The organism is Cytobacillus praedii, assembly GCF_001439605.1.
GTDB lineage: Bacteria > Bacillota > Bacilli > Bacillales > Cytobacillaceae > Cytobacillus > Cytobacillus praedii.
Window position 1 is genome coordinate 128,410 of sequence record NZ_LMBX01000010.1, and the last position, 25,739, is coordinate 154,148.

General features: G+C 37.6%; 26 protein-coding genes and 1 riboswitch. Of the genes, 19 read left to right on the forward strand and 7 right to left on the reverse strand.

What is annotated here, in order from left to right:
• Positions 1-14: 14 nt before the first annotated feature.
• The 4 genes from ASU02_RS12800 to ASU02_RS12815 all read right to left on the reverse strand — a co-directional run bounded on the left by ASU02_RS12800 (position 15) and on the right by ASU02_RS12815 (position 3,474).
• Positions 15-578, reverse strand: coding sequence for a GNAT family N-acetyltransferase (locus ASU02_RS12800; protein WP_057764145.1), 564 nt, complete (start codon positions 576-578; stop codon positions 15-17).
• Between the two features lie 304 nt (positions 579-882).
• Complete coding sequence (locus tag ASU02_RS12805) at positions 883-2,007, reverse strand: amidohydrolase (RefSeq protein ID WP_057764147.1); 1,125 nt, start codon at positions 2,005-2,007, stop codon at positions 883-885.
• 80 nt (positions 2,008-2,087) lie between these two features.
• Positions 2,088-2,669: a DedA family protein gene (locus tag ASU02_RS12810; RefSeq protein ID WP_057764149.1), complete on the reverse strand. Its 582-nt coding sequence runs from the start codon at positions 2,667-2,669 to the stop codon at positions 2,088-2,090.
• Positions 2,670-2,694: 25 nt separating this feature from the next.
• Positions 2,695-3,474 (reverse strand): undecaprenyl-diphosphate phosphatase, encoded by a 780-nt coding sequence (locus tag ASU02_RS12815; protein WP_057764151.1) that lies wholly within the window; start codon positions 3,472-3,474, stop codon positions 2,695-2,697.
• A 243-nt stretch (positions 3,475-3,717) separates the two neighbouring features.
• Between ASU02_RS12815 and ASU02_RS12820 the strand changes: the two genes are divergently transcribed.
• The 5 genes from ASU02_RS12820 (at position 3,718) to ASU02_RS12840 (ending at position 6,969) form a co-directional block, all read left to right on the forward strand.
• Positions 3,718-4,041, forward strand: a complete 324-nt coding sequence (locus ASU02_RS12820; protein WP_057764154.1) for a DUF4870 domain-containing protein — start codon at positions 3,718-3,720, stop codon at positions 4,039-4,041.
• A 97-nt stretch (positions 4,042-4,138) separates the two neighbouring features.
• The gene (locus tag ASU02_RS12825; RefSeq protein WP_057764156.1) at positions 4,139-4,348 is read left to right on the forward strand and encodes a PLD nuclease N-terminal domain-containing protein; all 210 of its coding nucleotides are present in this window, start codon (positions 4,139-4,141) and stop codon (positions 4,346-4,348) included.
• On the forward strand, positions 4,348-5,256 hold the full coding sequence (locus ASU02_RS12830) for an ABC transporter ATP-binding protein (RefSeq protein WP_057764158.1): 909 nt from the start codon (positions 4,348-4,350) through the stop codon (positions 5,254-5,256). Before ASU02_RS12825 ends, ASU02_RS12830 begins: the two co-directional genes overlap by 1 nt.
• On the forward strand, positions 5,253-6,029 hold the full coding sequence (locus tag ASU02_RS12835; protein WP_057764159.1) for an ABC transporter permease: 777 nt from the start codon (positions 5,253-5,255) through the stop codon (positions 6,027-6,029). The genes ASU02_RS12830 and ASU02_RS12835 overlap by 4 nt, the downstream gene beginning before the upstream one ends.
• A gap of 97 nt (positions 6,030-6,126) precedes the next feature.
• Positions 6,127-6,969 (forward strand): patatin-like phospholipase family protein, encoded by an 843-nt coding sequence (locus ASU02_RS12840; RefSeq protein ID WP_408607267.1) that lies wholly within the window; start codon positions 6,127-6,129, stop codon positions 6,967-6,969.
• A 57-nt stretch (positions 6,970-7,026) separates the two neighbouring features.
• Here the strand turns inward: ASU02_RS12840 and ASU02_RS12845 are convergent, their stop codons facing one another.
• Positions 7,027-7,587 carry a YdcF family protein gene (locus ASU02_RS12845; RefSeq protein ID WP_057764164.1) on the reverse strand — a complete coding sequence of 187 codons (561 nt, stop codon included), beginning with the start codon at positions 7,585-7,587 and terminating at the stop codon, positions 7,027-7,029.
• Between the two features lie 127 nt (positions 7,588-7,714).
• Here ASU02_RS12845 and ASU02_RS12850 point away from each other — a divergent pair, with 127 nt between their 5' ends.
• Both ASU02_RS12850 and ASU02_RS12855 read left to right on the forward strand, forming a co-directional pair.
• Entirely contained in the window at positions 7,715-8,488 is a 774-nt protein-coding gene (locus ASU02_RS12850) for a hypothetical protein (RefSeq protein WP_057764166.1), read from the forward strand.
• 131 nt (positions 8,489-8,619) lie between these two features.
• Positions 8,620-9,189, forward strand: a complete 570-nt coding sequence (locus tag ASU02_RS12855; protein WP_057764168.1) for a TlpA disulfide reductase family protein — start codon at positions 8,620-8,622, stop codon at positions 9,187-9,189.
• A 249-nt stretch (positions 9,190-9,438) separates the two neighbouring features.
• Here ASU02_RS12855 and ASU02_RS12860 read toward each other — a convergent pair whose 3' ends face one another.
• Complete coding sequence (locus tag ASU02_RS12860) at positions 9,439-10,233, reverse strand: EcsC family protein (protein ID WP_057764170.1); 795 nt, start codon at positions 10,231-10,233, stop codon at positions 9,439-9,441.
• Between the two features lie 178 nt (positions 10,234-10,411).
• Between ASU02_RS12860 and ASU02_RS12865 the strand changes: the two genes are divergently transcribed.
• The 6 genes from ASU02_RS12865 to ASU02_RS12895 all read left to right on the forward strand — a co-directional run bounded on the left by ASU02_RS12865 (position 10,412) and on the right by ASU02_RS12895 (position 16,985).
• Positions 10,412-11,713 (forward strand): NCS2 family permease, encoded by a 1,302-nt coding sequence (locus ASU02_RS12865; protein ID WP_057764172.1) that lies wholly within the window; start codon positions 10,412-10,414, stop codon positions 11,711-11,713.
• 111 nt (positions 11,714-11,824) lie between these two features.
• A riboswitch (FMN riboswitch) is annotated at positions 11,825-11,969 on the forward strand.
• 128 nt (positions 11,970-12,097) lie between these two features.
• Positions 12,098-13,189, forward strand: coding sequence for a bifunctional diaminohydroxyphosphoribosylaminopyrimidine deaminase/5-amino-6-(5-phosphoribosylamino)uracil reductase RibD (gene ribD, locus ASU02_RS12875; protein ID WP_057764176.1), 1,092 nt, complete (start codon positions 12,098-12,100; stop codon positions 13,187-13,189).
• A gap of 4 nt (positions 13,190-13,193) precedes the next feature.
• Positions 13,194-13,850 (forward strand): riboflavin synthase, encoded by a 657-nt coding sequence (ribE, locus tag ASU02_RS12880; protein ID WP_057764178.1) that lies wholly within the window; start codon positions 13,194-13,196, stop codon positions 13,848-13,850.
• Between the two features lie 26 nt (positions 13,851-13,876).
• On the forward strand, positions 13,877-15,070 hold the full coding sequence (locus ASU02_RS12885) for a bifunctional 3,4-dihydroxy-2-butanone-4-phosphate synthase/GTP cyclohydrolase II (protein ID WP_057764180.1): 1,194 nt from the start codon (positions 13,877-13,879) through the stop codon (positions 15,068-15,070).
• 17 nt (positions 15,071-15,087) lie between these two features.
• The gene (gene ribH, locus ASU02_RS12890) at positions 15,088-15,558 is read left to right on the forward strand and encodes a 6,7-dimethyl-8-ribityllumazine synthase (RefSeq protein ID WP_057764182.1); all 471 of its coding nucleotides are present in this window, start codon (positions 15,088-15,090) and stop codon (positions 15,556-15,558) included.
• 182 nt (positions 15,559-15,740) lie between these two features.
• Positions 15,741-16,985 carry an EAL and HDOD domain-containing protein gene (locus ASU02_RS12895; RefSeq protein WP_057764184.1) on the forward strand — a complete coding sequence of 415 codons (1,245 nt, stop codon included), beginning with the start codon at positions 15,741-15,743 and terminating at the stop codon, positions 16,983-16,985.
• Positions 16,986-17,026: 41 nt separating this feature from the next.
• On the opposite strand, the gene ASU02_RS12900 is transcribed toward ASU02_RS12895, so the two are convergent.
• Positions 17,027-18,853 (reverse strand): DNA ligase D, encoded by a 1,827-nt coding sequence (locus tag ASU02_RS12900; RefSeq protein WP_057764186.1) that lies wholly within the window; start codon positions 18,851-18,853, stop codon positions 17,027-17,029.
• A gap of 133 nt (positions 18,854-18,986) precedes the next feature.
• Here ASU02_RS12900 and ASU02_RS12905 point away from each other — a divergent pair, with 133 nt between their 5' ends.
• From ASU02_RS12905 to ASU02_RS12930, 6 genes are all read left to right on the forward strand, one after another.
• On the forward strand, positions 18,987-19,472 hold the full coding sequence (locus ASU02_RS12905; RefSeq protein ID WP_057764189.1) for a GyrI-like domain-containing protein: 486 nt from the start codon (positions 18,987-18,989) through the stop codon (positions 19,470-19,472).
• An 83-nt stretch (positions 19,473-19,555) separates the two neighbouring features.
• A complete protein-coding gene (gene ku, locus ASU02_RS12910; RefSeq protein ID WP_057764191.1) occupies positions 19,556-20,389 on the forward strand; it encodes a non-homologous end joining protein Ku in 834 nt (277 codons plus the stop codon).
• Positions 20,390-20,502: 113 nt separating this feature from the next.
• Positions 20,503-21,051, forward strand: coding sequence for a glycerol-3-phosphate responsive antiterminator (locus ASU02_RS12915; protein ID WP_057764193.1), 549 nt, complete (start codon positions 20,503-20,505; stop codon positions 21,049-21,051).
• A gap of 156 nt (positions 21,052-21,207) precedes the next feature.
• Positions 21,208-22,032, forward strand: a complete 825-nt coding sequence (locus ASU02_RS12920) for an MIP/aquaporin family protein (protein ID WP_057764195.1) — start codon at positions 21,208-21,210, stop codon at positions 22,030-22,032.
• 36 nt (positions 22,033-22,068) lie between these two features.
• Positions 22,069-23,559, forward strand: coding sequence for a glycerol kinase GlpK (gene glpK / locus ASU02_RS12925; protein ID WP_057764197.1), 1,491 nt, complete (start codon positions 22,069-22,071; stop codon positions 23,557-23,559).
• 230 nt (positions 23,560-23,789) lie between these two features.
• The gene (locus tag ASU02_RS12930) at positions 23,790-25,454 is read left to right on the forward strand and encodes a glycerol-3-phosphate dehydrogenase/oxidase (protein WP_057764199.1); all 1,665 of its coding nucleotides are present in this window, start codon (positions 23,790-23,792) and stop codon (positions 25,452-25,454) included.
• Positions 25,455-25,739 lie beyond the last annotated feature (285 nt).

Here is a 25,739-nt window from a genome sequence, read left to right on the forward strand (position 1 = left end):
GAAATATGCAAATACTAAGCTTCCAATAGATGTGAGGACTCTTGAACATCGGCAGCGCCGTTTCGTAAAACATCCAGCGTGTATAGATCCTTTGGAATCTCATATAAATTATATATCGGTCCATTTACATTAAGCTGATCATAAATAGCTTTTCTTGTTTGATTGGCAGAAATGACATATGGAAGTTTTTCTGCAGCTTTTTGGGAACGAATATTTTCTTTTCTAATCCGCATGAAAATGGTTTCAATTCCCATATCATAGAATAATTCATTAAAAAATGTATCTTTTGCTACCTTATTATAGCCTTTTCCATGATACGGTTTTCCAAGCCAGGTGCCTAAAAAACCTGCATTCTCTTGAATATCAAAAAGATTAATCGTCCCAATTGGAGATCCCCATTCGTCAAGAATCGTGCGTGAAATAAGTTCTCCACGTTCTTCTGCTTCAATCGTTTGTTTTGTCATAAATACAAATTCATCATAGGAATAGGCTTTTTGGCGCACAAAAGGAAAGACATCAGGATGCGTCATTAAATCATACAGTTCATGGCATTCTTGGAAATCACGTTTCTTGAGCATAGGTTATCCCTCCATTATGAGGACGTTCCTACTCCATGCCAAATAGAGCATACGGTCCACCCTCGAAATTTTTTGTATGTTGCTAAAAAATTTCGGGGTGGGAATCGAACCCACTAGAACCAGTATACCTGGTGGCGCACCATTTGCCTTCCCTATTCTATCGTTACCGATATTATGTTTTTCATTTGCTAAAAAACGATTTCACTATCGTATAATACTAAAAAAATATAAAAAAGGAAATAGTTTTTTTACTTATTTTTATTGCGATTTTGTGGCAAAATTCTACAGCGAATTTCTACAAAATTCAGGCTTCTTCATATTCAAAAATACCGCTGATCATTGTCCATTTTGTTTTTGCAAGATAATGAAAGGGGTGGTGGCTCCAAAGAACTAAATCTGCATTTTTTCCTTCTTCAATACTTCCAAGCTTGTGATCAATCCGCAGGTTTTTGGCAGGAAGAATAGTAATTCCTTCTAATGCCTTTTGTTCAGATAATCCCTCACGTACAGCAATGGATGCGCACACATTCAAATACTGTATTGGTATATAAGGATGGTCGGTTGTTATTGATACTTCAACTCCATGATTTGTAAGCTCCTGATATGTTTTCCACGTTTTATTTTTCAGTTCAACCTTTGACCTTCTCGTTAAAGTCGGACCAACAGAAACTTTTAAATCCAGTCCAGCTAATTCCTCGGCAATAAGGTGGCCCTCCGTACAATGCTCGATCCGCAAATCTAAATCAAATTCCTCTGCGAATCGAAGTGCTGATATAATATCATCTGCACGATGAGCATGAATTCGCACAGGGATCTCTCTATTTAATGCCTGCATAATGGGTGCAGTTCTTAAGGAATCCGGGTGGTATAATTGACTAGCTTCATAGAACGCTTCCCTGAGCATGCCCATGATTCCCATTCGAGTGATAGAATCCTTATTTCCTTGGCTATGGATACGCTTCGGATTTTCACCAAGAGCAATTTTTAATCCAGCCGTTTCTTGAACAATCATTTTCTTAATATTCTTTCCAGCGGTTTTTATAACGGATGTAGTTCCACCGATCACATTGGCACTGCCAGGCATAATATGAACAGTTGTAATTCCATGCTTAACTGCATCGGAAAAGGCTGGATCTAGAGGGTAAACGCCATCCATTGCACGAACATGAGGACTCATAGCTTCTGCTGTTTCATTCGCATCATTGCCTGCCCAGCCTGTCCCTTCATCATACAAGCCTAAATGTGTATGAACATCAATGAAACCTGGGAATAAGTAACTGCGGTTACAGTCAATGATCTTTACATCCGAATCTGTCTTGATGAATTTCCCGATCTTTGATATTTTACCTGTATCTACTAATACATCTCCATGAAAAGCAGGAGACGTAATTGGATGAATGAAAGCATTTTTTAATAAGATTTTAGTCATGGATTTCCCTTTCTCGCTTAATAATCAATTGTTTTTACTATTTTAACAGGAGATAAGTTGATAGGAAATATAAATTTAGTTTACTTCTTTTGTTTATAAAGAAAATAAATGACGACTGATGTAAAAGCAAGAAAAATAATAGGGAGTAGAACTGGTTTGGCATATTCTTTAATTTCACGCCAATGATCACCAAGCTGAATACCCAATAATAGGAATAATACGGTCCATGGAATCATAGCTGCCAGGGTGTAAATACTGAAAGTGGATAGTGGCATTCTTGAGATTCCGGCTGGAATAGAGATGGCATGGCGGATGACTGGTACAAATCGAGCAGTGAAAATCACTCCGGTCCCATATTTTTGAAACCATTGCTCAGATGCGTCTAAATGAGACTTCTTGATTAATAAAAACTTCCCATATTTATCGAGAAAAGGCCTGCCGCCATATAATCCAATCCAATAAAGGAAAAGCTGGGCAATGGTTCCTCCAATTACACCAGCTGCGAGTGCCCCCCAAAAGTGAATGGTTCCCGTACTGACTAAATAGCCTCCATAGCTGAGGACAATTTCACTTGGTATGACTTCAATCATTAGTCCCAGGGCAATTCCTATGTAACCAAGCTGTGATAAAACTTCGAATATCGAATAGAAAAGCTCTTTCAACTTACTATCCCCTTTATCGTAAGATTTAGAATGTACCTGTCATCTGCAAAATGAGGATGGAAAAGCCTAAAATCCAAACGTACACAGCAAATATCTTCAAGGATTTTCTCTTGAGAAAATTTATCATGTATACAACGGCCATGTAACCAAATAGTGCAGAAGCTAACGTCGCAATGAATAGGCTTTCAAGCGAAATGGCTTCTACATGTCCGGCTGCCATCTCCGCAAATTGCAGAACAATTCCGCCAGCAATTGCAGGAATGGAAAGCAGAAAGGAGAAATATGCAGCGGTTTCTCTATCCAGCTTTCGAAATAATCCAGCCGCAATTGTAAGTCCAGATCTTGAAATAGCAGGAAAAATAGCTGCTGCCTGAAAGGTTCCAATAAATAATGCATCCCCATAACTAATGGATTCCATTTTCTTTCGGCCATTTTTAATGCTGTCTGCAAACCATAAAATGAGACCTGTTATTAAAAATTCCCACCCAATTGTAATGCCTGTCTTTGAAATGGAATCAAAAAGATCACTGAATAAAAAGCCAACAATAACAGCAGGTGTTGTTCCAATGATTAGGAGCATGGAAAGCTTCCCAAAGGGATTCTTCAAAATCTGAAAGATTTCGTTTTTATAAACGACAAGAACAGCTAGTAAAGTGCCAACATGAAGCATTGTATCTAGAAATATACCTGCATCATCTAGGCCGAATAAATGGCGGCCTAAATATAAATGACCCGTGCTTGAAATGGGCAGAAATTCAGTCAGTCCTTGAATAATCCCAAGGATAAAAGCTTCTAATTTAGACATCAAATTCCATCATCCTCTTCATATATGAATATAGGTTGTCTTTACCCATTTTATTCAAGTTGTCCCAAACAAGAACTGAAATTAGGTAAAGCACAGAGAGAAGGAATAGTTAGTCCCGCAAAAATGTATGAAACTTTTTTCAGATTAAAGCGTACATAATATCATAAGAGAACTCATCCTAGATTCATTTTTATTTTTGAAACTATTTAAGGAAGTTTTCAAAGGATAAAGGAGGGCTGAACAATGCCATCAAATGATGAAAGATTACTGGCAACAGCTATTTATGTGTCAAGTTTCTTTACAACTATTATCGGACCACTGGTGATCTGGCTGCTAAAGAAGGATGAGTCTGAGTATATTAACTATCATGGAAAAGAGTATTTCAACTTTATTATTTCTTATGGGGTATACTCCATCATTAGCGTATTTCTTATGTTTGTACTAATCGGTTTTATTACCATCTGGGCAGTTGGTGTGGCAGCTTTTGTTTTTACAATAATTGCTGCAGTTAAAGCATACGAAGGGAAGGAATATCGATTTCCTCTCGTCTTCAGACTTATTAGATAATTTTAAAAATCCTAGAGATCTCATCTCTGGGATTTTTTTTTTTTTTTTTTTTTAANNNTAGGTAATTAAGCAGGAAATGCAAAGGGGGATTTTTGAGATGGAACTATCACAAGTGAATTGGGAATTTATTATACCAATTGTAGCACCAATCATTTTGATACAACTGATACTTTTGGCCATTGCCATTATAGATTTAGTGCGGATTGAAAAAGTAAACGGACCAAAATGGGTGTGGATAATTGTTATCCTTTTCGTAAATATTGTCGGACCCATTCTTTATTTTGTAATTGGAAGGAGAAATAATTAATGTCAGTTGTACACGTAAAGAATCTCAAGAAAGATTATCAAAAGCATGAGGTCATTAAAGGGCTAGACTTCGAATTAATGGATAAGAAATGTATCGCATTGCTAGGAGCGAACGGAGCTGGTAAAACAACTACTTTACAAATGCTGTCAGGATTAATACGGCCAACAAGCGGGGAAATAACCTTCTCAGGTTCTCGGAATGGAGATGATTTTCGTCATTTAATCGGCTTTCTTCCACAACATCCGGTGTTTTATGACTGGATGACCGGCAGGGAATTTTTAGAATATGCTGGGAAGCTTTCTGGTTTATCAAAAAAAGATTCAAAAATAAGAGCTCAGGAGTTATTGAAATTAGTCGGCATTGAAGAAGCGAAAAATCGTCGAATTGGGAAGTATTCGGGGGGGATGAAGCAAAGATTGGGGATTGCCCAAGCAATTATTCACCGTCCCAAATTAGTAATCCTAGATGAACCAGTTTCTGCACTAGATCCATTTGGACGTAGGGAAGTACTGGAATTAATGGGAAGCTTGAAAAAGGAAACAGCCATTCTTTTTTCAACACATATCCTAAATGATGCAGAAGAGGTATGTGATGAAATTCTATTTCTTCATAATGGAAGATTAGTAGAGTCAGGTACAATGGAACAGCTTCGGGATAAGCATCAGCAGGCAAAAATAGATCTTGAGTTCAAAGAGGATGCTGCACAATATGCGGGACTATTTACTGATGTTGTAAAAGTTCAATCCCAAACTATTAAAAGTAATAAAATTAGCTTTTTTGTCGAAGATATTGAGCTTGCGAAAATTGGTCTTCTGAAGGTAATTGCAGAGAGAAACCTTCCGCTTGTGAAATTTGAGATTAGCCGTACAAGTTTAGAAGAAGTATTTATGAGGGTGGTAGAGAAATGAATCAGTGGTTAACTTTGTTAAATAAAGAGATTTTAGAGATGACTCGAAATTTTAAATGGATATGGGTTCCAATTGTTTTTATTCTAATAGCGGTAATGGAACCGATTACCGCCTATTATATGCCGCAAATAATTGATTCTCTTGGTAATTTGCCAGATGGTGCTGTCATTGAATTACCTATGCCATCTGCCGAAGAGGTATTAGTTGCTTCGTTAAGTCAATATAATACACTAGGCCTGCTTGTGATTATTTTAAGTTCTATGGGGATCATCGCAGGTGAAAGAAAAACTGGTGTGGCAGGTTTAATATTAGTAAAGCCTGTTTCTTATACGGCATTCGTAACTGCAAAATGGGCTGGGGATATGCTATTACTTTGGATATCTTATTTTATCGGGTATTTTGTATCCTGGTATTATGTTGGCATTCTTTTTGACACGATTCCTTTTATTGACTTTATCCAATCGTTTTTCATATACGGATTATGGCTTTCTTTTGTTCTAACGATTACGGTTTTCTTTAACTCGTTTCTTAAATCACCGGGTGCTGCAGGCTTTCTTTCGTTCGCTGCTGTTATCATATTAATCGTTATCAGCGGAACATTTTCGAAATGGGTTGAATGGAGTCCAGCACAATTATTGTCCTATGCAAGTACGTTTATAATGAGTGGCTCCAACTCTTCAGATGTTTGGTCGGCAATTATTCTATCCGTTTTCGGGATCATTATGTTATTAGGAGGAAGCATTGTCATTTTTCGCCGAAGAGAACTTGCTTAGATTTATGCTTTTCCTTAAAGCAAATTCTTATCCTCTTGACCAAAAGTTTTGGTAAGATATTAAGCGAAACTGATATACGAGAGGAAGACGAACGGTGATGAATGATATTGGACTTGTTTTGGAAGGAGGAGGGATGCGCGGAGTTTATACTGCTGGGGTTCTAGAATATTTCTTGGATCAGGAAATAAATTTTCCTTATGTGATTGGCGTTTCCGCTGGTGCAGGTGTTGCTGCCTCCTATCTATCTAAACAAAAAGGACGAAACAAAATTGTTAATATAGAGTATGTGTCAGATCCCCGCTATATTTCATGGCGAAACTTCATTAAGTCCCGGCAATTTTTTGGAATGGACTTCATTTTTGATGAGATTCCCAATAAATATGTTCCCTATCATTTTGATGAATTTTATGGCAATCATGCGGAATTTGTGATTGGAACGACTGATTGTCATACAGGGGAACCCATATACTTTGGGAAAAAGGATTATGGAGATGAGCTGCTCAAAATTGTTAGAGCATCAAGCTCTTTGCCATTTATTGCTCCTGAAGTGCAGTTTAATAATCGCACCTTGCTTGATGGTGGAATTAGTGACCCAATCCCAATAAAAAAAGCTCAGCTGGATGGCTTCAATCGATCGGTAGTTATCTTAACTAGAAACAAAGGATACAGAAAGAAGCCTTCAAAATTTCAATTTCTTGTCAAAAGGAAATACCCTCAATATAACGGTTTGCAGGCTGCACTGGCAAGTCGTTATCAAAAATACAATGATACAATCAGCTATCTTGAAGAAGAAGAGAAAAAAGGAAATGTATTAATCATTCAGCCGCAAGAAGCTTTAGAGGTGGGGAGAATGGAAAGAGATCCTAGAAAGCTTGAAAAGTTATATCTTCAAGGATTTGAAGATGCAAAAAGGTATAAAGACAGAATCCTTAATTGGTAAGCCATTATTTTTATTTTATAAGGAAAAGCTATCGTTTACGCGATAGCTTTTTCTATTTTATGAACCCAATATGATCATCTTAATAACAGCTGCGTATTCACGGATAAAAAGTGTTGCCTTCACTACCTTTGGAGTTTCAGCAGCTAAAGGGTAACCGGTGATGCCAACTTTATTTGCGAATGTGGTCGCCCGGTAGAGATGAAAGTCATTACTGACAATGACAGCTTCATCAATTTCGTAAAGTTCTTTAGTGAATTTTAAGTTTTCATATGTGGAGGTGGAGCGATCTTCCACGAGGATGCGGTTTTCATTAATATGATTCTCAATGAAAAATCGGCGAAGCGCTTCTGCCTCTGTAATATTTTCTCCTTTTCCTTTGCCGCCAGTAACAATGACAACAGTTTTAGGGTTGTCTTCTAAATAAGAAAGAGCCGTTTTTGCCCGATATTGGAGACTTAGAGACATTTCTTCCCCATTTACTTTAGCTCCGAGAACGATAAGATACGGAATATTTGAGGGAGGAGTCAGTTGCGCGGTTTTAACGATTTGAATATGGATAAGCGAAATAATGATTAGAGGGATTACCAGTAATCCGCTAAAATATATGAATTTTTTCATGTTTTTCCTCCTAAAAATCATGTTTGAGAAACTTTATTAATAGAATAAAAGAGATTCAATTAATTAATAGCATATTTTAAGTTTAGTAGGAAGGATTTTCCTTCTACCATAGTTAGGAGTTTTACTTATGAACATACAGCAATTCTATAGAAAAACTGCCTCTATATCATTAAGTGTCAGCCTTGCTGCTCTGATTCCTTCTTTTTTTCTCATCATTTATGGAATTATGCTTGCTGGGGATGGAAGATATGTTTTAGTTGTTCTTCCCTTTCTCATATATAGTTTTTTTTGTTATCAGCATTATTTAGTTTGTGACAGGCGTTCGAAATCATTTACTGAGAATCAGCAGGAAAATAAAAACATGAATCATACACTGACAAAGGCAGATGATATACTTCTTCATTTTTTACCAGCCCCCTCTTTAAGACTGCTATTTTTTAGTAACGAGGGGCATTTATTGGGGGAGCTTAGAGAAAGGAAGATACTATCCTTTAAATGGTTTTTACCACGTTTCTTGGACAAGCTTTTTGAAAGAAAGTATGGGCTTTATGATGGATCAAACAATTTGATTGCAAACTTTACATTATATAAAAGGCAGATAGCAATAATGGATAAAGATCGGAATTTAATAAATATCATCGAAGAATTGGACGAAAGGCGAATGAAATCTATTTTTGAAAGCAATGGGGAAGAAATCGTTGTATCACGTACACTTTTGTATATGGACTATCAATTTTTCCATCATCAAAAAATGATTTCTCGGCTTCAAAAGGGTTTAATGCCTTTTGAATGGGAGAATAAAATTAAAGATCCGAATACTCCCGTTCTATCCTTCGAAAAAAGTTTAAGTGATGAACAAAAAATAAATATATTTGCTATTCTCGCAAAAATCCTATATTGAATAACTGATGGAAGAAATTGTTTATATCTTTTCTAGGTTGAAAATTCGGAAGAAGAGTGCACGATAATAGTCATTAGATGAACGGTCATGTATGATAAAGTATATAGGATTCATCATAATGAGGTGTGTGCATGAAGAAATGGATTGGAGCAGCAGCAATAGTCATTATCCTGTTACTCATCGCTGATAGATTTATTTTTAACGACAACAATAAAGAAATGAAACCAATAGAAAAATATGAAAAATTAGAGAATGCCAGCGAGCTGCCAATGGGATTAAATGAGGGAACAAGAGCACCTGATTTTGTGCTCGTTGATTTAAATGGGAAGACAGTGAAGTTAAGTGATTATATTGGGAAACCTGTTCTCCTAAATTTCTGGGCGACATGGTGTCCGCCCTGCAAGGATGAAATGCCTCATATGGAAAAGCTCTATAAAAAATATAAGAAAGATGGGTTTGAAATACTGGCTGTCAATGTAACAACTTCAGAAAAAGACCCAAAGCATGTGGGGCAGTTTGTAGATGAATACAAACTGACGTTTCCAATTCCGCTAGATGAAAAAGGAGCAGTCTTTCATGATTATGCAATCATTGGCTATCCGACAAGCTTTTTCATTGACTCGGATGGAGTCATAAGAAGAAAAGTAATGGGTCCGGTAAAGGAAGATGAATTAGAAAAGGAAATCCTAAAACTGCTGTAAAATTGGAGTGAAACCGGATGAATTTTGTCCTTCATCAAGTGTTTATGAGGGACAAAACCTGGTTGAATACCTATTGAAAAGTCCTTCATTAAACGAATGAAAGACAAAACCTGGCTAAAAATCTATTGAAAAGTCCTTCATCCAGTGAATGAAGGACAAAACTAAGATAATAATATTTTAAATATCCTCCGCAATTCTTCTCCAGGGACATCGGGTATGTTTATAACTCGAAAGCGTATCAACTACATATTAATCAGCTAACCGCTCTCTAATTCTTCGCTTGCGATACAGCATCATACCTGCTTCAGCAATATCATTAACCGCAGAGCGGTTGATAAAAGCTCCAAATAGCAAACCAGCAATTGGAATCATCTGAAAAAGCTTCTTCCAGCCAACCTGATCTCGATAAGTAAATACGACTTCCCGCCATCCTTGCAGTTCAGAGATCACTTCTCTTTTTGCTTGTTCATCTTCTGGAGAGTCAATGAGAGAAAGCTGATTTAAAATTGCTTTCTTGCCAACAATATCGGAAGAGACAAACTGAAGGACTTTAACAATGTACATTCTTTCTTTCTTATCATTCGGATTATAGCCATAGCAAATCGCAATATCCTGAAGGGTTTTTAACTGCATCCCAAGCAGTAAAGGAATATCTATTGTTAGAGTGAAAATGCCTCCAAATCCCGTACTCGCACCTTGTACAGTGGCGAGTCTTTTGCGATTACCGGTTAACTTTGTTACTGCCTGATCCATTTCAAGAATTGGAATCACTGAAACATCGTCTAAATTTTCCACATCGTGATTCGGGTAATACGACTTAACGGAGGAAACGGAGCTTAAATAGCTTCCGCCGGATTGTACGTACTGACCTAATTCATCCAAGATAACACCGATTTTGTTTTGCAAAAAAGCAGGGGTGAATTTGTCCAATAATTTAAAGGGGAGACGCCCGATTTTCTCCCAAAACCATAAATCACTTTGATCCTTTTCCCAATCCTCACTCTTTTTCAGTTCATTTAGCAATTGTTCTTTCGTTTCTTTCACGGTCCATGTATCCTTCCATTCCTAAGATATCATTCTATACGTAACAGAGTATAAAAAAGTTTCATTACCTATTGGCAAAGTGAAAGATTTTTGTTAAAATAATGCCTTGTGGCTCACCTGAATTTTTCAGGGGGAGCGGGTAGGGAGAGGGCTAATTGAATAGTTAGGTCGTTTCATCATGAAGAAAAACTGGTTTACCCATTTCTTTCAGCTTGAGGAAAATCAGACTTCGATTAAACGTGAAGTTTCGGCAGGGATGATTGGCTTTTTTACAATCGTATACATTATTGCCGTTAACTCACTGATTTTATCGGAAGCTGGAATTCCACTTGAAGCAGCTATTTTTGCAACAATTATCACTTCTGTTGTTGGCTGCCTATTAATGGGCTTATGGGGAAATGTGCCAATTCTACTTGTACCAGGCATGGGGATTAATGCATTATTTTCCTACACCATTGTTCAATCAATGGGGATGTCTTGGCAGGAAGCGTTAGCCGTCGTCTTTGTTTCTGGTTTAATTTTTACTTTTGTTGCCTTTTCTCGTTTTTCGACTGTCTTAAGTGAATCCATTCCACAATCATTGAAGGAAGCAATTACTGTGGGACTTGGCTTATTTTTAATGCTGATCGGACTAGAAAAGGGCGGGATTGTCGAGAAAGGGACAAATTCAATCATTGCTCTTGGTGAGCTTGGAGAACCGCAAGTGCTTGCGACCATTCTTACTTTCCTGATAGCCATTATTCTTTTTATGCGCAATACACCGGGTAACTTTTTGATTACGGTTGTTGCGGGCTCAGTGATTGCATGGTTATTTGGCTTGATTGACTTTACGCAAACAGAGGAGAAGGCATTCACATTTTCGGATTATATGGACGTTTTTGGTGCCATGTCATTTGATAATATCTTATCAATTACTTTCTGGATTGCGGTCTTTTCATTAACGATGGTTCTCGTATTTGAAAATATCGGTTTGGTTCATGGCCATGTTTCATTTATTAATCGTTCCGATAGGTTTACTCGCGCTTTCCAGGCAAATTCGATATCAGCGATGCTATCTGGGGTATTTGGAACAAGTCCAACTGTGGCAACTGTTGAAAGCACGGCTGGTATGGCTGCAGGAGGCAGAACGGGATTAACGACAATCATTACTGGATTGCTCTTTTTACTCTCTGCATTTTTTATTCCTGTTATTAAGCTGATTCCAAATAGTGCCATTGCACCGATTTTAATGATTATTGGCGGGTTGATGCTGCAAAATATTCGTAATCTTGATTTGAAAGACTTAAGTGAAAGCTTTCCAGCGTTTTTTATTATTGCAATGATTCCTTTTACGTATAGCATTTCAGATGGAATCGCTGTTGGCTTTATCCTTTATCCGATTCTCAAAATTGCGATCGGTAAAGCAAAGGAAGTTTCCTTATCCTTATATGTTATTGCAGGACTCTTTCTTTTTAATTTTGTTTTTCATGTGATAGGATAATAGATTGTAAATAGATGAAAGAAGCACTTTTGGGTGCTTCTTTTTTTGAAACTAAAATGCTTTAAATTGTTTATTTTGTCTACACATGATAAAATGCAACTAATCGAATAGATATTCCTTCGGGGCAGGGTGAAATTCCCAACCGGCGGTGATGAGGGCGACCTCTTAGTCCGTGACCCGGTTTCAACTATTGAAAACGGTGGATTTGGTGAAATTCCAAAGCCGACAGTTAAAGTCTGGATGGGAGAAGGAATGACTAGTTTGCGTAAAAAATGTATTGTTTTACGCTTCTTTGGTTATGTATTTTTTGCCCCGTACATGTTTGTGCGGGGCTTTGTTTTTTCTGGAGAAATCAATAGATGAAAGGAGTATGTGAATCGTTGTATGCAAGATGAAGATTATATGAACTTGGCATTAAAGATGGCGCAATCAACGAAAGGGCAAACAAACCCAAATCCGGTAGTTGGGGCTGTTGTTGTTAAGCACGGCCAAATTATTGGAATGGGCGCTCATTTAAAGGCTGGAACCCCTCATGCGGAAGTACACGCCATTCGGATGGCTGGGTCTGAGGCGAAGGGAGCAGAACTGTACGTTACACTAGAGCCTTGCAGTCATTATGGAAGAACACCCCCCTGTGCAGAATTAATTTGTAAATCAGGCATTAAGCGAGTCGTTGTTGCGGTGCTTGATCCAAACCCTCTTGTTGCAGGTAAAGGGATTACTATACTTAAAAAAGCGGGTATAGAAGTAGAGGTGGGCATTGGAAAAGAACAAGCCTATGCAATGAATGAACCATTTTTTCATTTTATTCAAACAAACACCCCTTACGTTACAATCAAAGCGGCAGCATCTTTAGATGGAAAGACTGCTGCAAAAACTGGTGACAGCAAATGGATTACCTCTCCAGAATCCAGATTAGATGTTCATCAACTTAGACATGCAAATGATGCAATCCTAACAGGAGTGAATACGATTATTCACGATAATCCACATTTAACCACCAGACTGCCCCAAGGTGGAAAAAATCCCATTCGATTGATATTAGATACACATTTACGGACACCTGTTGAATCCAATGTTATACAAGATAGAGCCGCAAAAACAATCATCTTTACAGGAAAAAGTATAGATGAAAGGAAGGCAAAAGAAATCCAGACATATGGTGTAGAGGTTTTTCCTTTCTCAACACCCACTGTTCTGATTCCGGAAGTTTTAAATGAACTTGGAAAAAGGAACATCATGTCAGTTTTAGTAGAAGGCGGATCAGAAATTCATGCCACCTTCGTCGAAAATGATGCATTTCAGCAAATCATTATGTATGTTGCGCCATTAATTATTGGCGGAAAAGAGGCCATCCCTTTTATTGGGGGAACAGGCATTGAGCTCGTCCAACATGCAAAGAAGCTAATATTTGAATCCATTGAGAATATTGGACAAGACATAAAGCTAGTAGCCAAGCCTCTAAAGGAGGGGTAAGTTATTGTTTACAGGAATTATTGAAGAACTAGGCACAGTGAAGAGAGCTGTCAAAAATGGAAAGACGATAAAGTTAACAATTAAGGCATCAAAAATAATAGAAGATGTTCATTTAGGAGACAGTATTTCAGTCAACGGTGTCTGTTTAACTGTTACAGATTTGAATGGTGATGAGTTTTCCATGGACGTCATGCCTGAAACATTTAATGGGACCTCTTTATCATCTGTCAAAGAACAAACAAAGGTAAATTTAGAAAGAGCGATGGCGGCTAATGGGAGGTTTGGGGGACATTTTGTCACAGGACATGTAGATGGCACTGGTCAAATACTAAAAAAGTCAGTTAGAGAAAATGCTATATATATTGATATATCTATCCCGAATTCACTCAGTCATCTCCTTTTAATGAAAGGTTCAATAGCAATAGATGGCATCTCCTTAACGGTATTTGGAGTAACGGATGATTCGGTTACAGTTTCAATTATTCCGCATACAGCAAAAGAGACTGTTCTAGATTTAAAGCATCCGGGGGATTCTGTCAACATTGAGTTTGATATGTTAGCCAAGTATTTGTTTTCTTTTATGAATAGAGAACCAAAAGAAACGAGTCACAAACAAATTTTGTCAGAAAGCTTTCTGAAAGAACACGGCTTTCTTTCTTAAAAGAAGGACAATTGGAGGTAAATGAAATGCTTAGTGAAATTGAAGAAGCCATAGAAGATTTAAAGTCGGGAAAGGTCATTATTGTTTGTGATGATGAAGACCGGGAAAATGAGGGTGATTTTGTTTCAATTGCACAGTATGCAACGCCGGAAACAATCAATTTCATGGCTAAAGAAGGAAGGGGATTAATTTGTGTCCCTATTGCAGAATCATTGGCTAAAAAGCTGGATCTGCATCCAATGGTAACTAGTAATACAGATAGTCATAAAACGGCTTTTACAGTTTCAATCGATCATAAAGAAACATCAACTGGAATAAGTGCGTTTGAGCGGGCGTTAACCATTGAAAAAATGCTTGATAAAAATGCGTCCCCAACAGACTTTAACCGCCCTGGACATATTTTTCCTCTAGTTGGTAAGGAGGGTGGTGTCTTAAGACGTGCAGGTCATACAGAAGCAGCTATTGACCTTGCTTTACTAGCAGGAGCAGAACCAGCAGGAGTTATTTGCGAAATAATGAAAGACGATGGAACAATGGCCCGGATGAATGACCTTGAAGAGGTTGCAAAAATGTACGATTTAAAAATAATTACGATTAAACAATTAATTGAGTACCGGTACAAGCATGAAAACCATGTTAAAAGAGAAGTGGAAATTCAGTTGCCAACAGAGTTTGGATTATTTAAAGCAGTTGGCTATTCGAATTCGATAGATGGGAAGGATCATGTAGCCCTAGTCAAGGGAAAAATCACTGAGGATGAACCCGTTTTATTGAGGGTCCATTCGGAATGCTTAACAGGTGACGTGTTTGGCTCTAACCGCTGTGACTGCGGTCCTCAATTAGAAGCGGCACTAGCACAAATTGAGAAAGAGGGAAAAGGCATTCTTCTTTATATGAGGCAGGAGGGCAGAGGGATTGGCCTTCTTAATAAGTTAAAGGCTTATAAGCTTCAGGAAGAAGGGTATGACACCGTTGAAGCAAACCACAAACTAGGATTTGCAGATGATTTACGTGACTATGGGGTTGGTGCACAAATATTAGTTGATTTAGGCGTTAAAAAAATGAGGCTGTTGACTAATAATCCGCGTAAAATAGCTGGTCTGGGAGGATATGGTCTCGAAATAACAGAGCGTGTTCAATTGCAAATGCCAGCGAAGAAGGAAAATGAATCATACTTAAAAACAAAAAAGTCAAAGCTTGACCATTTATTAACTTTTTAATTAGGGAGAGATGTTAGATGAAAAAAGTAATTGAAGGATATTTAGTTGGTACAGGATTGAAAATGGCCATTGTTGTTTCCCGTTTTAATGAATTTATTACTGGAAAATTATTAAGTGGTGCAGAAGATGCTCTAAAACGCCATGGTGTCAAAGATGAGGATGTAACAATTGTTTGGGTGCCAGGGGCATTTGAAATTCCACTTGCGGCAAAGAAGCTCGCTCAAACAGGAGCGTATGATGCTATAATCACACTTGGAACAGTCATTCGTGGAGCAACACCTCACTTTGACTATGTAAGTAATGAGGTTGCCAAGGGAGTTGCATCCACTGGAATGGAAAGTGGTATTCCAGTTATCTTCGGTGTTCTAACAACAGATACAATTGAACAGGCGATTGAACGTGCTGGGACAAAAGCAGGTAATAAAGGCTGGGATTCTGCTGTTGGTGCAATAGAGATGGGGAACTTATACAGACAGCTGATGAATTAGACATTCAGATCGTTTAGATGTAATGGGGCACTGTTAAATTCAGTGCCCCATTTTAATGACAGAAGAATTAAAATATGAGAGAATATTTTTGTAATCAACATATTTCGACTTTTTAAATATCTATTTTTATATATAATGAAAAAAGTGTTATAATTTGTTAATTTTTTGTCGGAGGTTAAATAATGGAAGTTTTTGTTGCAAGGCAGCCGATTTTTAATCTAACAGAAGAAGTCTTTGGTTATGAACTTCTTTATCGAAAGGATAAAAAAGAGAATGCTTTCCCTAATGTAGATGGAGACCAGGCAACCACTGAACTTATAATAAATAGCTTTTTAAGTATTGGGATTGATAAGCTTTCTAACGGCAAACCTTGTTTCATTAATTTTACAGAGAATTTGCTTAAGTTAGGCCTTCCAACGTATTTTAGACCGCGTGAAATCATCGTAGAAATTCTAGAAACGGTTATCCCGAGTCCAGAATTAATTGAAATATGTATGGACCTGAAAGCTCAAGGCTATCGAATCGCACTAGACGACTTCGTTCTAAATGAATTAAATCCGTATACTCATGATCTATTGAAATTAGCAGATATCATTAAAGTCGATTTTTTATGTACTCCTGTTGAAATGAGAGAAAAAATAGAGGCGATTGCAAAAGATTTGAAAATAGAAATGGTTGCTGAAAAAGTCGAAACAAGAGAAGCATTTGAAGCGGCTAAGGAACGGGGTTATCACTACTTTCAGGGTTATTTCTTTGCGAAGCCGGTAATTATATCAACACATGATGTGCCGACTTATTTCCATTCTTATTATGAAATGATACAGAATTTGTCAATGACTGAACCGAATATTGACCGTATCACTGAGTTAATTGAACGAGATATTTCTTTATCATATAAGTTATTAAAATTAATCAACTCTCCTGCTTTTCGACCCAAACAAAAAATAAATTCGATCAGGCAGGCTGTTGTCCTACTTGGATTAATTGAGCTCCAAAAATGGATTTATGTTCTTGCGGTGCGGGAATCATCGGTTGGAAAAAGAGAAATCTCTCAAGAGAAGATCCATATCAGCCTTACGAGAGCAAGGATGTGCGAGGAAATAGAAAAAATCAGACAGAATCGGCCATCCTCTCCAAGTAATTTTATGACAGGAATGTTTTCAATGGTAGATTCCTTATTATGTATGCCTATGGATATAATTTTAAAGGATTTACCACTTGAAGAAGAAATTTGTGAAGCTTTAACTGGCAAAGAGAATCAGCTAAAAGATGTCCTCGATCTTGTACTTGCTGTTGAAAAGGCAGAATGGACGGTAATTAGTGAAAAATGTAAAGAGTTAACGATTGATGAAAAGGATTTATTTAAAATATATGCAGAATCTCTAAGCTGGGCGAATGAGCTTAGTTTTGGAGAGCAATTGATTTAATCAATAGAATGCCTGTCATAAGAAGTTATGGCAGGCATTCTTTATTTTTTTAAGAAATCTAGGACGGGTTGAAACTTTTGTTTTTCTTTCGCTGCGAAATATTGATGAAAAGGGTCCCCGAGATTATTAATTCTTTTTAAGGCTGTAGGAATTTGAAAATCCACAATCCGCAGATGTTCATTTACTTCTTCCCAATGTAGAGGAGTAGCAACTGTAGCTTCAGGTGTCCCTCTTGTAGAATAAGGTGCAATAATTGTTTTCCCTTCTGCATGCTGAATATAGTCAACGTAAAGCCGATCGCCGCGATTTTTTTTCATCCGTTCAATTGTAAAAGATTCTGGTTCTTTTGAGACTAAGTAATTGGCAATAAAGGCAGTGAATAATCGAGTCTCTTCAAATGTATATGTATTTTCTGGGAGAGGAAGATAAACTTGCAGTCCCTTATTCCCGGATGTTTTAACAAAGCCAATTAATTCGAGCTGATCGAGAACTTCTTTAATATATTGTGCTGCTTTAATTGCAAGACCAAATGCCTCTCTTGAAGGAGGGTCAAGATCAAATACAATTTCACTAGGTTTATGATTATTTATTGTTTGAAAAGGAATATGATATTCAAAGGCAAGCTGATTCCCTAGCCATAGCAATGTCTTTAAATTATTGCAAACGATGTAATTTATCCCATCAGACATTCTAGTTTCCACGAAATCAGGAGCATATTCTGGGCAGCTCTTTTGGTAGAAAGACTCTCCAAAAATTCCATGTGGATAGCGGATAACTGTTAATAATCGATCCTTTAGAAAAGGGAGCATATAAGGTGATATTTCCCTTAAATAATGGATGAAATCAATTTTTTGAATGGGAGGATCTTCCCATAAAGGTTTATTTGGATGAGTGATGCCTACATCTGGCGGCAAATTCTTCTGTCCTTGGATGAATTGATCATACGTACATGAATCCGGTTTTAAATCAAATTTGAATTGATGAAAATGTGGTTCGCGCATCTGTTCTTCATAAATTTCCAAATATTTTATTTCGACGCAAATAGCAGGTTCTACATAAATAAATTGATTATCTTCATCTGTTTTATTCTCTTTAATGATTTGGGCAAGTGCTTTTTTTTCATCAGGTTTTATACCAAAAATGAATTGGCCAATGGGGATGATTGTCTGATTCCTATAAACACCAACATAAAAATAGCCATTGGATTTCTCATAAGATGTTATAAAGCATGCTGCGTATTTCCAATTTTTGCATTTAATCCATGAAGGGGTTCGTTTTCCTTCTTCCCATTTATTACTTTTCTGCTTGGCAACAATTCCTTCCCCATCGTAAAGTGTAACCTTTTCCCAAATTTCATCTAATGTATTGTAAAAAGGGACCATTTGAACGAGCTTAGTACTTTTTTCATCGGGTTTTACTGGGAGATCACACTGTTCAAAAAATGAGAGTAATTGTGCTTTCCTTGCTAGATACATTTCATTCATTACTCTTTTTCCATTGATTTCAATTAAATCAAATATTAGTAATCGGCAAGGGGAAGATTTGGCTTTCTCAGCAATCCTTTTTTCGGAACGCATTCTTCCTCTTACTTGAATGGAGCCAAAATGTGCCTTATATGCATTTTTTAGAAAGACCAATTCGCCATCTAAAGTGAGCGGAAGAAAAGGAGCAACTTTTTTCTTATTCTTTTCAAGGAAAAATCGTATTTCTGGGAATAATTCCAAAAGTGATTTCCCATTTCTGCTCTCGAGCCTTATTTCATTTTTATCCCAGTACAAAATCGCTCTAAACCCATCATACTTAACTTCATAGAGCCATTCTTTTCCTTTAGGAATATCAAAGGAAAGGCTTGGCAGCATTGGCTTCATTCTTATCCATCCTTCTTTTTTAAGACAATTTTTTTTATTTTTGCCTTTTTGAAAAAAACTACTCATTTAAAAGGGAATAATTACTGATTTATAGAATGAATAAGGTAAATAAATATACCTTTGGAGGTCTATTATGGAGAGTTTACAATATGAAATTGTAAGATTACCAGCGTATAGGGCGATTGGGCTAAAGTGGGATGGCTCCTATTCAGAAGTGGGACAATTGAAAGAAGTAATAAAGGAAATGGCTGAGAGGGTGCATGAATTAGAAGATGTGATTTCTCCTGAGATTCAGTTGGGATTATCTTATCACCACAGACCAGATGGATTTACCCACTATTCTGTATTTAAAGCGGGGAATAACCAGTTTGTTCCCAAAGGAATGGCAGAAATTTTCGTTCCGGAGCTAACTTACCTAACGACACAGCATGTAAAAGGCCAGAATATAGGCCAAACATATATGAATATTCAGCAATGGTTGAAAGAAAGTGGGTATAGGATCTACAAAGAGGATGGTATAGATTATTACGATGATTTGCCAATAAAACATGAAAAATATCCAGTAAGCCGTGATTTAACAGATCCTCATTTTGAAATCCTAATTCCTATTGTAAAGTGAAAGAAATAGTTATTTCCAGCATTTTAAATGTATGCATTCTGAGCAGGAACGTAAATTAAGAACAAAAAGATGGGAGCTTCGTTATGCATACAATTTGGAAAGGCAGTATAAGCTTTGGACTTGTCAACATTCCTATAAAGCTCCATTCAGCTACTGAAGATAAGGATATTAAGCTTAGGAATCTTCATAAAGAATGTCACTCACCGATTAAATATGAAAAAGTATGTCCTGTTTGTGATATGGAGGTTAAAGCAGAAGAAATTGTTAAAGCATATGAGTATACGAAGGGGAAGTTTGTTGTCCTGGATGATGAGGATTTGGAAAAGCTAAAAAAAGAGAAAGAAGATAAGGCGGTCGAAATTATTGATTTTGTAAAAATGGAGCAAATTGATCCAATTTACTTTGATCGGACGTACTATATGTCACCTGGTGATGGTGGGGGGAAAGCATATTCCTTATTGCGGAAGGCATTGGAGGAGTCTGAAAAAGTAGGACTAGCGAAAATAATTATCCGTTCAAAAGAGCAATTAGCTGTTCTGCGTGTTTATGAAAATACACTCGTAATGGAAACTATTCATTATCCTGATGAGGTACGTAAAGCCGGTGATGTACCTAATGTCCCTGCAGAAGATAAAGTGACGAAGAAAGAAATTGATACAGCCATTCTGCTAATTGATCAATTAACTACAGACTTCGAACCTGAGAAATATACGGATGAATACCGTACAGCACTTCTTGAGCTGATTGAATCGAAACGAACAGGAAAGGAAATTGTTACACCAGTTGAAAAAGCACCTGCTACGAATGTGACGGATCTAATGGCAGCACTGCAAGCATCAATTGATAAAACGAAACCTAAAAAGACTCCAGCTGCGAAAAAGAAACGTGTACCTGCCAAAGCTAAAAAAGAAGCGTGATATGAAAAAAGCCGATTTTTGTTGGAGAAAATCGGCTTTTTTCAAATTTATTATTGAGTTATTTTACATTCCCTTCTAGTATAAGGATATATTCAGAAACTGGAGCTGGAAAAATGGAACAGAAAATATTGCCTGCATCTACAACAATGAAGGAATTCGAGCAATTTTTAAAAAGTCCTTATAAAATCGGTGTATTTTTGGATCTGCATATTGCGCAACTAAAAAACGTTAATCAAATGGCGAAAGCATATAATAAAAAAATGATTTATCATGTTGATATGATTCATGGCATAAAAAGTGATGATTATGCCACAGAATATATTTGTCAAGAGTATAAACCATTTGGTTTAATCTCTACGAAATCGAGTGTAATTTTAAAGGCAAAGCAAAAAGGAGTTATAGCAATTCAAAGGATTTTTCTTATAGATTCCCATGCTCTTGAAAAAAGCTATAAACTAATAGAGAAAACGAAGCCAGATTATATCGAAGTCATGCCAGGTGCGATGCCATGGATGATTGAAGAAGTTAACCAGCGGCTAAATACGCCAATTTTGGCTGGTGGTCTTATCCGTTCAAAGACAGAAGTGGAAAATGCATTAAAGGCTGGAGCCACAGCAATTACCACTTCAAAGATGGATTTATGGGAGATATTTAACGATTAATTCTAATTGACAACGTTTTCATAGAGTTGTATACTCAATTTACAAGTTAATTCTATGTGTCGGAGATTAGGAGATTCACACAGTTTTGCCTTTTTTAAGGTGTATTCTGTCGTGGGTCTCTTTTTTTTTTTTCGGAAGAAAGAGAGGGGATATGAGATGTCGGCTTTTATGGGGGAAGTTGTCGGTACGATGATTTTGATTTTATTTGGGGGAGGCGTCGTAGCCGGAGCAAATCTAAAGAAAACATTCTCTTTTAACGGGGGATGGATTGTCATTACAATTGCTTGGGGGTTAGCAGTTACAATGGGTGTTTTTGCGGTGGGATCGATTAGCGGTGCTCATTTAAATCCTGCTGTAACGATTGGTTTAGCATTGAATGGTGATTTTCCTTGGGGAGATGTGCCTGGATATATTGTTGCACAAATCATTGGCGGATTTTTAGGTGGTGTTCTCGTTTACCTTCATTATTTGCCTCATTGGAGGGCAACAGATGACGAAGGCGCAAAGTTGGCAGTATTTTCGACTAGCCCGGCTATTCCACATTCTTTTTCAAATCTATTAAGTGAAGTAATAGGAACGTTTATTCTTGTGCTTGGCTTACTTTTTATTGGCGCTAACAAGTTTACAGAAGGATTGAATCCGATTGCAGTTGGCTTGCTGATTGTTGTGATTGGGATGTCTCTAGGGGGGACAACTGGCTATGCGATCAATCCGGCTCGTGATCTTGGACCGAGAATTGCCCATTTTCTGCTGCCGATACATGGGAAAGGGAAATCAGGTTGGGACTATGCGTGGATTCCTATACTAGGTCCAATTATGGGAGGATCACTTGGTTCTATATTCTATCAAATTTTCTTTGCGGGAAAACTTTCGATTATGTTATGGATTGTTTTAGCTGTTAATATAATTATATTAATCATTGTGTATCTTTTAGGGAAAAAAGAGAAAATGAATATGGAATCTTCTAAAGCTGCTGCATAATCGAGAGATTTTTATGATTGAACGGGGGAAGGGAAAATGGAAAAATTTATATTATCACTGGATCAAGGGACTACGAGTTCAAGAGCGATTCTTTTTAATAAAAATGGTGAAATTACTCATTCTGCACAAAGAGAGTTTACGCAATATTTTCCGAAGCCAGGCTGGGTTGAGCATAATGCTAATGAGATCTGGGGTTCCATTCTTTCGGTTATTGCTGAAGTCCTCTCTGAATCTGGAGTCCATCCAGGGCAAATTGCTGGGATCGGGATTACAAACCAGCGCGAAACGGCTGTTGTCTGGGATAAAGAAACAGGGAAGCCTATCTACAATGCGATTGTTTGGCAATCAAGACAGACAAGTGAAATATGTGAAGAGTTGAAAGCAAAAGGATATAATGAAACATTCCGTGAAAAAACAGGCCTTTTAATTGATGCCTATTTTTCTGGAACAAAAGTGAAGTGGATTTTAGATCATGTGGAAGGGGCAAGAGAAAAAGCAGAGCAAGGGAAGTTATTGTTTGGAACGATCGATACTTGGCTGATTTGGAAGCTTTCCGGAGGTAAAGCCCATGTGACGGATTATTCGAATGCCTCACGAACATTAATGTTTAATATATATGAGTTAAAATGGGATGAAGAGCTTTTGGAAATTCTAGGTGTTCCCGCATCCATGCTTCCAGAAGTACGGCCATCTTCAGAAATATATGGGCATACAGTTGACTACCACTTCTTTGGCAAGGAAATTCCGATTGCTGGTGCTGCAGGGGATCAGCAGGCAGCTCTATTCGGACAAGCATGCTTTGAGGAAGGAATGGCAAAAAATACTTATGGTACAGGCTGCTTCATGCTAATGAATACAGGCGAAAAGGCAGTGCGCTCTGAAAATGGCCTGCTAACTACAATTGCATGGGGATTGAATGGAAAAGTGGAATATGCCCTTGAAGGAAGTATATTTGTTGCTGGATCTGCTATTCAGTGGCTTCGTGATGGAATGAGAATGCTGCAGAATGCAAAGGATAGTGAGCAATATGCGAAAAAAGTGGATACAACAGATGGTGTTTATGTGGTTCCCGCTTTTGTCGGGCTTGGGACACCCTACTGGGATAGTGAAGTAAGAGGTGCGGTATTTGGTTTAACTCGAGGAACTTCTAAGGAGCATTTTATCCGTGCGACGTTAGAATCGCTTGCCTATCAGACGAAAGATGTACTGTCTGCAATGGAAGCAGATTCAGGAATTGAATTAAAGACGCTGCGTGTAGATGGCGGTGCTGTAAAAAATGACTTCTTGATGGAATTTCAAAGTGATATCTTAAATGTACCAGTTGAAAGGCCAATAATTAATGAAACAACGGCTCTAGGTGCTGCATATTTAGCAGGACTAGCAGTTGGTTACTGGAAAAATGTGGATGAGATTTCGAATCAGTGGGCAATCGATAAATCCTTTAAACCAAGTATGGAAGAGGAAAGTCGCAAAAATCTTTATAACGGCTGGAAAAAAGCTGTGAAAGCAGCAATGGCATTTAAATAAGTGTTTTCAATAAATGGGAAAACATGATATAATAAATATAAGTTAATAGCTCGGCAGGAGAACTGGAGAGACCATAAAATCACTATCGTATATTGATAGTGCATTTTGTGGTCTCTTTTTCGTTCTTAAACTAGAGCATAACAAGGAAGGGCTTGTACTTTTAGTGTTGCGGGCTACAGTTAAAGGGAATAAGTTATACTAATTACCTTTTGAAAAAGGGAGGACAAAAAATGAAATTCTCAAATCATAATCGAAGTGAGATTATAAATAAACTTAAAAATGAAACGTTTGATGTATTAGTGATTGGCGGGGGGATTACAGGAGCTGGGATTGCATTGGATGCATCAACTAGAGGGATGAAAGTGGCACTTGTTGAGATGCAGGATTTTGCAGCGGGAACATCAAGTCGATCAACAAAACTAGTACATGGCGGACTTCGCTATTTAAAGCAGTTTGAAGTTCAGATGGTTGCAGAAGTGGGAAAAGAACGTGCAATCGTTTATGAAAATGGTCCCCATGTAACCACACCTGAGTGGATGCTTCTGCCAATGCATAAAGGGGGCACATTTGGTAAATTTAGTACCTCCATTGGCTTAAGAGTTTACGACTTTCTTGCAGGGGTTAAAAAGGCAGAGCGAAGAACAATGCTTAATGTTCAGGAAACAATTAATAAAGAGCCTTTAGTTAAAAAGAATGGCCTAAAAGGCGGTGGCTATTATGTTGAATATCGCACAGATGATGCACGTTTAACAATCGAAGTGATGAAAGCAGCAGCAGACAAAGGTGCCACTCCTTTAAACTATACAAAGGTTGACCAGTTATTTTATGACAATGGCAAGGTAATAGGTGTCCTTGTTGTTGATCAGCTAACAGGAGAAAAATTTGAAATAAAGGCTGAGAAGATTGTCAATGCAGCTGGTCCATGGGTTGATACGATTCGTGAAAAAGACGGCTCGAAAAAAGGGAAGACTTTACAGCTGACAAAAGGGGTTCACATAGTAATAGACCAATCTCGCTTCCCTTTAAAGCAAGCAGTATATTTTGACACACCAGATAAACGAATGGTCTTTGCCATACCTAGAGAGGGGAAAGCATATGTAGGGACAACTGATACCTTTTATGGAGACGACCCGGTGAACCCGCATATGACTGCTGAAGACCGTACGTATATTATTGAAGCGATTAATTATATGTTCCCAGATGTGGAAATTACCGAAAAAGACGTTGAGTCAAGCTGGGCAGGTGTTCGCCCGCTTATTTGGGAAGAAGGCAAAGATCCATCTGAAATATCCCGTAAGGATGAAATCTGGGAGTCTGAATCTGGCATGATCACAATCGCTGGAGGAAAACTAACAGGCTATCGAAAAATGGCGGAAACGATTGTTGATGTTCTAGCCAAGAAATTCAGCGAAGAACAACAAAGAAATTTTCCTAGCTGTCAAACAAAACATTTGCCAATTTCCGGTGGGGAAGTGGGCGGTTCAAGTAAATTTAAGGGATTTATTGGCGGACAAATCGAAACAGGTGTTGCTGCAGGCTTAACGAAAGAGGATGCAGCACACCTAGCAGCAATGTATGGTTCAAACGTTCCAGCTTTGTTTAAAATGGTAGAGGAACATGGCAACAAAGAGGCAGAAAACTATCAATTGCCAGTGAAATTATGGGTTAAATTAAAATATGCTCTCGAAAATGAAATGGCTGCAACACCAATCGATTTCTTTAACCGCAGAATAGGTGCCATCCTGTTTGATATTGAAACGGTAAGAACTTATCAAGAGCAAGTAATGAATTATATGACAGATTACTTTAAGTGGAATCAGGATGCAAGAGCAAAATTTGAACTTCAATTACAACAAGCCCTAAAGGATGCTACAGTTCCATCTGACTTGCAATAATCTGACTGGAGTAAAATGGGGATATTAGGAATAGTAACCAGACCTAAACGTTTTTCGATTAGGTCTGGTTTTTTTGAAGAAATGATGCCCGCAGAAACATGAAATGCAATGACGAGTAACTAAAAGGTGGTAATCGTGCCCATGAACGAGAAAAAGTGCAATGACGGTAACGAAAAGGTGGTAATCGTGCCCGCAAACGAGAAAAAAGAGTCAAGTCCGGATTATTGTGTAAAATCAAAAGCAATTGTTTTCAGCTTTACCTTTGAATATTCTCTATCCATACCC